Origin of the sequence: Pararhodospirillum oryzae (genome assembly GCF_007992075.1) — a bacterium.
GTDB lineage: Bacteria > Pseudomonadota > Alphaproteobacteria > Rhodospirillales > Rhodospirillaceae > Pararhodospirillum > Pararhodospirillum oryzae.
In genome coordinates this window covers 1-7,110 of sequence record NZ_BJZO01000134.1, presented here as the reverse complement: position 1 = coordinate 7,110, position 7,110 = coordinate 1, and the positions used below count along the sequence as shown (strand labels likewise).

Below are 7,110 nucleotides of genomic sequence, written 5' to 3'. Positions count from 1 at the left end.
TCCAGTTTCAGTCTAGCCGCCCGCCCAACTGTCCAGGGCGACGGCGGCGGCCTTGACGACGCCCCAAGCCGAGATTGCGCCGATCAAATCCTGGGAAAGCAGGTCCGCCGTGGTCACGGTAATGGAGCCATCGGACACGTTGATCAAAGAACGGCGCAGCGACGTCCAATCACTGACGGTGTCGCTGAGCCCCTTGTCCAGGCTGTCGAGCGGGTCGATCAGGCTTTCCCAACCGCTGCCAAACACCGCCAGATCCTTGGACAGCGTTTCGTCCGCGGTGCGGTTTTCCGTCACGAAGGCAGACACCATCGGGTCCAGCGGCGCCAGAGCATCCGAGATTTCGTGCGCCGTCTCTGCCAGCGCCTTGTAGTTCACGGTGATGATGAAGGTGACGGAATCCGGGACTGGATCGGATGGGCCGATCCCTTTCAGGTCCTTTTGCAGATCTTCCAGCGTCTTTTGCGCTTGGGTTGCGAAACCGGCCACTTGGATCGCGTGGCTGATCATCCCGGGGAAGGTCTTGTCGATCCAGTCCTGGCAGGCTGGCAGCAGTCGCGGGTAGTTCGGGACGACCTTGGTGACCTCGGACGAGATCGCCTTGTCCTGCACAACCACCTTGGCCCGCTGGTTCATCGCGGTCCATTCATCGCGTGGGATTTCGACGTAACTCGCTGCGCCGTCTGGCAGAGGGATGATCGCGACAGACATCAACAACCATCTCCAGTCAAATTCATTATTAAAAACTCATGGTGAACCATCGCACTTAAAACGGGACTTGTAAAGTGTGAATCTTTTTACGCTTATTCAAACGCAAAAACAAAGAGTTAGAGCGTCGCGCCTGGATCGGGCTCAACGTGAGGTACCATGAATTGATTGTTTTTAGCGGATCTTCGCCTGATGGCTTCGATCAAGGATTCCGAGCGCACCCGGTGGGCGCGACGGCAAGCCCCCGCGAACCCCTGGCGTCTTCTGGCGCGCGGTCGATCATGGCTTGACGCACCCGCGTCAGGGGGGGGCGCCATAGCACGAATGGGGTTCCTGGCCTCCCATTCGTTAATGCGTCACGACAAACTCAAACAAAGGGATTCAGGGTCTGTCCGTTTCAACGTGAAACGGGCAGACCCTGAAAGCGCACCCCGATCAAAAGGAATCGGTGAAGGCACTCTCCCCTATTGAGTCATCGCACTTTCGAACCGCCGAAACGGTCCCCTTTCGGCTGAAAACGCCTCAGCCCTGCGCCCAGTCGAACAAGGGCGGCACGTCGGGCTGGATGCGCATCACCTGCGCGGCCGACCCCGCCGGAGCCTGCAACGCCAGCGACACTTCCATCAGGTGCAAGGTCAACGACGTCGGCAGGCGGTTGCTTCCGCCACGCACGGCCTCGGCCAGGACGGAAATGCCCCGGGCGAAATCGAGGCGCGGGCCGCCGCCCTTGGTGCGCTTCATGGTGCTGGGCTTGGGCGACACCAACGCCGTGCCCAACGCGGCCCCGGGCGCCCAGCCCGCCATCCACGCTTCCGCCTTGCGCAAGGCGCGATGAACGATCGAGGAGCCCACCGGGTTCATCCGGGCCTGTCCGGGGAAATCCCACACGTCGCCCAGGGTCGCGGTGGCGCTGGAGCCCACCACTCTCAAGGAGCGGTCGGCCGGGGCCAGGGTGCTCACGCTCAGGCGGGCCACCACGCCGTCGTCGAATTCCAGAAGGCCCATCGAGAGGTCGGGCGCGCCGGGCTGGGCGCCCACGCTTTCGCCCTTTTCGGGCAAGCGGCAGGCGGACAGGGCTGTCACCCGACGCACCGGCCCGAACAGCTGGACCAGGGGCGCCAGCTGATAGCCGGCGTCGCCCAGGGCACACCCCAGCTCGTATTCATCCTTGGCCGGCCACGGCGCCCCGGAGAGGCTCCGCCAGGCCCCGGGCTCACCCGCCGGAATCCGCCCCGTGTCCATTTCGGCGTAGGCAACCAGGGGCCGCCCCAGCTTGCCCGCGCGCAGCGCGCGGGCCAGGGTCTGGACCCCTTCCGACAAGTGGGTGCACGGCGCGCACGCGAGGTGCAGCCCCTTGGCGGCGGCCAGCTCGACCAGGGCCTGGGCCTCTTCCAGGGTCGACGCCAGCGGCTTTTCCGAAAAAACGTGCTTGCCCGCGTCCAGGGCGATCCGGGTCACCTCGGCGTGGGAGCGTGGATCGGTGAGGTTGACCACCATGTCGAGGGCGGGGTCTTCCAGCAGGGCCTGGAGGCTGTCGTAGGCCTTGACCCCGTGACAGGAGGCAAAGGCGCTCATGCGCTGCCCATCCCGATCGAAGGCTCCCAGCAAGCGCAGATCAAGGTGATTGCCCAAGGTCTGCATGTACAGATCGGCAACGTACCCACAGCCGACGAACGCGATGTTCATGCGGAGAATCCTTCCCGTTTGTGTTCAAGGTGATAAAGCGCAATGCGACCAGTCAAAAACAAAATGGCCCCCTTTTTCAGCCACGAGGTCCGGCCCGAAACGGTGAGCCGGCGCCGCGACGTGGGTCCTCCCACCACTTTGGTGTAAGGGACCCACGCGTCAAGGTCGCCCCAAGGACGCACCGCCCCGTTCTCGCGGGCGAGTGACGTGCCTTCACGGGATGTCAGCGCGCCGGCCGGCGGGCCAGCCCCTCGGCCTTGGCCCACTCGGCCGTGTGCGCGATGCAGGCGTCGGGCCCGATCGCGGGCCGCCAGCCCAGTTCGCGGGCTGCCTTGTCGGTCGGATAGGTTGCCTCGCGCCGGTATTGATCCAGCTCGGAAAAATTCGGCGCCGCCAGCAAGGTTTCCTCGACCCTCGACGCCAGAGCCGGCACGTGCCGGGCCAGCAGCCTGGCCGGCCCCCCCGTCAGGATGCGCACACCCAGCGTGTCGGTCTTGATTTCGCGCACATCGGGCAGACCCAGGGCATCGTTGTACTTGGCGAAGAAGGCATTCCACGACAGGGTTTCGGGCCCCACGATGTTATAGGCGGACCCCGGCGCCACCGACGCCGTCAAGGCCGCCTCGACCGCGCGGGCCACGTCGCGCACGTCAACCAGGTTGCAAACGCCCGTGCCCGCGCGATCCAAGGTTCCCCACACCCGATGCGCCAGGCGCCGGGCCAGGGTTTCCCCCCAGAACGGGGCGCCGGGGCCCATGACAACGCCCGGACGCAGCACCACCACCGACTGGCCGGTGGCGGCGGCGGCCTTGCACAAGGACTCCGCCTCGGCCTTCATCCGGTCCTGGTCGTCCTCGTCGCCCCCGTAACCGAGCAAGGGGCTGCCTTCCCCGATCACGCCTTTGGTGTTGCCATAAACGGCGGTCGAACTCAGGTGCACGACCCGGGATACTCCGGCCTCCCGGGCCGCCGCCAGCACCGCCTGGGTGCCGTTGACGGTGACCCAGCGATCCCCGAACGCGCAGTTAACGACAACGTCAACCCCCTGGAACGCCGTTTCCAGGGTCCGGGCGTCGCGCACGTCGGCCACCACCGTTTCCACGGACGGAATCGACGGAAGGGTTTGCCCGCCCGGGCGGGTTCCCGCCCGCACCACGGTATCGGCCAGGGTGGCCAGGTGTGTCACCACGTGGCGGCCGATGAACCCGGCCGCTCCCGTCACCAAAATGGTACGCATGTCCGTCTCCCCTCGTGTTTTCACGGCATGACCAGGGAGGGAAGGCTGGCTTCCCGACTCCTGGATGAAATCAGACGTCGCCCGTCCTGCCCGGCCCGTCCGTGGCCCGCCGTCGCATGCAGGTGATCCGTTTCGCCTGGGGGCCTCGCGCCTCGCGCCGTTGCGTCCCTCCGCGCCGGCGCGCGCGCCCGGTTCGTCCGGGCTTCCCTTGTTTCCTCCGCCAGGCGCGCGGACAGGCCCCGCCCGTCCGTGTTCACGGCGGCGAATCGGGCCTGCTTCACGCCCGCCTTGCTCTTGCTGGAAAAGCGAGGCCCTGCCCCGGTCCGGCCAGCCGCGACGCCAGGAATCACGTCCGCCCCCCAGGAAGGAAGAGAAAGGAGCGACGGGGCGAAGCGGCTCGGACGGGCATGATCTGGGGGCGTTTTGGCCGGCGGCGGGTCGGGACAAGGGCAAGACGGGAGCGCGGGGCCAAGGCGGCATGGACGGGCACGGCCCCGCGTCCCTGCGTCACTATATACGATCATCAAGAAGCGCATGGCAAAGATTTGCGGGGCTCCGGAACACCCGCGCCCGGAAGCGCCGTGGTAATCGTTTGTTTGCACAATCCTCCTAGCTTGGAAACCAGATCGGCGGATTCGACCGGGGAACCACCGGGACAGGGCCGCCCGTGGGACAGCGTGCCCCCCGCGACGCGCGGCCGCGAGCGGCGCCCAGGGGGCAGACGAAGGGGGATGGGGCATCATGGAACAGCGTCTTCCAGGGGTTTTCGGGAATATTCTCCGATGAAGCCTGCCAAAACGATGCCTGCCGCTCCCTCGCCTGGAAACAAAACCCCGGCCGTGTTCCGCGATGGGGTCCTCCTCGGGGCTGGCGCCCTGGCCCTGGCCGTGTGGGCCACCGGGCCGGCCGGGGTGCTCGCCGGACAAGGCCCCCCGCTGGCGGCCCAGCTGGGAGCCTACGAGGGGACGGAACGCGCCCGCCTGGCCTGGAGCCTCTACCTCGCCAAGGGAGGAGCCCCGGGCCCCGGGCCCGTGTATTGCCCGACCGCCGGAGGCCGGATGATTCGCATCCTGTTGCCCGTGAGCGTGGTCGAGGAAGCGCAGGCGGCCTGTCAGGCGGCACGCGAGGCCGGGCTTGACTGCCTGGTGGTGGACGCCCCGCCCTGCGCGCGCGCCGACACCGCCAGCGCGTCGCGGGCCGGGGATCGTCCCAAAAGCCGCGCCTTTCGCCCCAGCCCACCGCCGCCGGTGGTCGCCGGGACCCCCGCGCCCACGCCGTCCAACCTCCCGGCATCGGCGGCTTCCGCCGGCCCGGTGCCCGCGCCTCCTTCCACGCCGTCCAACCCGCCGCCCCCCGCCGCCGCCAGCGCCGCCGCCCCGATCGCCTCCACGCCCGCGACATTGTTTGAAGGGCCGGCCGCCGAAACCGGCCTGCCCGTGACCGTCCCGGCCACGGCCGCCCCCGTTGTGGCCGTGCCGGTGGTGGCCGCCCCGGTGGCGGCCGCCCCGGCGTCTGCCGCCGTGGAGCGCTCCCCGGCCGGCCAAGCCCCCGGGTCCGCCGCCGCGCCGCCCCCGGCCAGACAGCCCGGCGCCGCCGCCTCCGTCCCCGGACCAGATCCTTCCCCGCCGGCCGTGGCCAGCCCCGCCCCGGTTCCCGAGGCGATCGCTCCCCCGCCCCGGGCCCGCGCCGCCCGGGCCACCCCGATCGAAACCGCGCCCGACACCGAGCCCCAGGGCCACGCCGTGGCCGCCGGGGATTCGTCTCCTCCCAACGACCCCCTGCGCACGGCGAGCGCCGCCATTCAGCAAGGCCGTTTCGACGAAGCCGTGGCCCTGCTGCGCCCCCTGGCGGACGCGGGGAGCGCTCCGGCCAGATACAACCTCGCGCTGATGTACGCTTCGGGTCGCGGGGTTCCCCGCGATGTGAAGGAAGCCTTTTCCCTGACCTTGCAGGCGGCCCGCGCCGGTCTTGCCAGCGCCCAGAATAACCTGGGGATCATGTACCTGACCGGTCAGGGAACCCCGATGGACGAACGCGAGGCCCTGCGCTGGCTCAACATGGCCGCCGCCAACGGCCATCCTCTGGCCAAGCGAAACCTTGCCGCTCTGATCGACCGCCGCCTGGACGAAGACGCCTCGCGCTCTGGCGCCCAGGCTCCCGCCGCTCTGCCCGAGGAGACACCCGCGCCCTTGCGGCCGTGACCGCCCGGCCGGCCGGAACATGGACGCGCACGGCGCCGGACCGCCCGCGCCGGCGCTCCGCTCATGCTCAGGGGGGCGAGGCGACGGGCCGCGTCCCAAGGAAGACTTCGCGCCCGGCCTCGCCGGAACACTCGTGCGGAAAGGAAATCACGAGAGGATCGAACCCGACGGCCGCCATCCGCTCCAGCCACGCGGCGCGCGGGAAAAGGCCCATCAGGTGACGGTCATGGATCGCCTCGACGGTTCCATCCTCTTCCTTCAGCAGGTACGCCATGTCGGCCACGTACAGATCGGCCCGTGAATCGGGCCTCCACCGCCATTCAAGATAGCGCAGCCCCCGCCCGTTCCCATCGCTGCCACCGGTATCGGTGCCTGGCTTGAAGGTTTCCTCGACATAATCAGGGTGGAACAAGGCGACCCCGCCGGGCGCGGTATGCTCATACGCCGTGCGCATGGCCCGCTCCAGATCGTCGCGCGAGGTCATGGAATTGACGGCGTCCTGGACAAGAACGCAGTCAAAGACACGCCCCAGACGGGTAGTGCGCATGTCGCCTTGAACATGCTCGCATTCAGGATTCATCTGGCGGCTGCACGCCAGCATGGCCGGTTCCAGGTCGAGGAGAGTACAGGCCAGGGTCTCCTTCAGGTACGCGGCATTGTGACCGGCGCCGCTCCCGAGATCCAGAAGCGTCCGGGGAAGCCTTTGGGCGTGCTTCTCGAACATCCCCCGGTAAAACGCGGCCTCCTCGGCGTAATCGCCAACCGGCGTCAACAAGGGATACCAGTCCGCCAGATCGCGGTACAGCCTGAGGCGCTGACCGGAGGTGAAGGGGGGCGCGTTTTCCATGGTCCTGCTCCATCCCCAGACTTTTCAATCCCCCGCCCTTGAGGGGGGCGGGCCAACGGAGGGTAATTCAGCGACCTTGCGGATACGACAAAATCCCCGGACAAGATTTGCCCAGGGATTTCATCTCAAAACAAGGACCATTGCGGTGAACGGTCCCGATAGTGGCTCCGGAGGAGGGATTCGAACCCCCGACCAACCGGTTAACAGCCGGTTGCTCTACCGCTGAGCTACTCCGGATCAGGCACTACATTTCAGGCACGTTCCCCCGCAGATCACGGGAAGCCCGCAACAATTCCGCTTTTTGGCCTCTCCGTCAAGAGAGGGCCGGCATGAAAAAGGCAGGCCCACGTCAGAACCTGCCTTTTTTTCATGGCTCCGGAGGAGGGATTCGAACCCCCGACCAACCGGTTAACAGCCGGTTGCTCTACCGCTGA

General features: G+C 67.6%; 5 protein-coding genes and 1 tRNA gene. 1 reads left to right on the top strand and 5 read right to left on the bottom strand.

Going from position 1 to position 7,110, the window contains the following annotated elements; genetic code table 11:
* Positions 1-12 precede the first annotated feature (12 nt).
* The 3 genes from ROR02_RS15665 to ROR02_RS15655 all read right to left on the bottom strand — a co-directional run bounded on the left by ROR02_RS15665 (position 13) and on the right by ROR02_RS15655 (position 3,628).
* A complete protein-coding gene (locus tag ROR02_RS15665) occupies positions 13-708 on the bottom strand; it encodes a hypothetical protein (protein ID WP_147164987.1) in 696 nt (231 codons plus the stop codon).
* Between the two features lie 519 nt (positions 709-1,227).
* The gene (locus tag ROR02_RS15660; RefSeq protein WP_147164986.1) at positions 1,228-2,391 is read right to left on the bottom strand and encodes a Gfo/Idh/MocA family protein; all 1,164 of its coding nucleotides are present in this window, start codon (positions 2,389-2,391) and stop codon (positions 1,228-1,230) included.
* A gap of 223 nt (positions 2,392-2,614) precedes the next feature.
* A complete protein-coding gene (locus ROR02_RS15655) occupies positions 2,615-3,628 on the bottom strand; it encodes an NAD-dependent epimerase/dehydratase family protein (protein WP_170245151.1) in 1,014 nt (337 codons plus the stop codon).
* Positions 3,629-4,410: 782 nt separating this feature from the next.
* Between ROR02_RS15655 and ROR02_RS17475 the strand changes: the two genes are divergently transcribed.
* A complete protein-coding gene (locus tag ROR02_RS17475) occupies positions 4,411-5,829 on the top strand; it encodes an SEL1-like repeat protein (protein WP_147164984.1) in 1,419 nt (472 codons plus the stop codon).
* A 67-nt stretch (positions 5,830-5,896) separates the two neighbouring features.
* Here ROR02_RS17475 and ROR02_RS15645 read toward each other — a convergent pair whose 3' ends face one another.
* A complete protein-coding gene (locus ROR02_RS15645) occupies positions 5,897-6,676 on the bottom strand; it encodes a class I SAM-dependent methyltransferase (RefSeq protein WP_147164983.1) in 780 nt (259 codons plus the stop codon).
* A 162-nt stretch (positions 6,677-6,838) separates the two neighbouring features.
* Positions 6,839-6,913 (bottom strand) — tRNA-Asn (locus ROR02_RS15640).
* Positions 6,914-7,110 lie beyond the last annotated feature (197 nt).

What these genes read in the sequence shown, in the direction of transcription:
- ROR02_RS15665 (WP_147164987.1), bottom strand. Translation starts at nt 708, where the DNA reads ATGTCTGTCGCGATCATCCCTCTGCCAGACGGCGCAGCGAGTTACGTC.
- ROR02_RS15660 (WP_147164986.1), bottom strand. Translation starts at nt 2,391, where the DNA reads ATGAACATCGCGTTCGTCGGCTGTGGGTACGTTGCCGATCTGTACATG.
- ROR02_RS15655 (WP_170245151.1), bottom strand. Translation starts at nt 3,628, where the DNA reads ATGCGTACCATTTTGGTGACGGGAGCGGCCGGGTTCATCGGCCGCCAC.
- ROR02_RS17475 (WP_147164984.1), top strand. Translation starts at nt 4,411, where the DNA reads ATGAAGCCTGCCAAAACGATGCCTGCCGCTCCCTCGCCTGGAAACAAA.
- ROR02_RS15645 (WP_147164983.1), bottom strand. Translation starts at nt 6,676, where the DNA reads ATGGAAAACGCGCCCCCCTTCACCTCCGGTCAGCGCCTCAGGCTGTAC.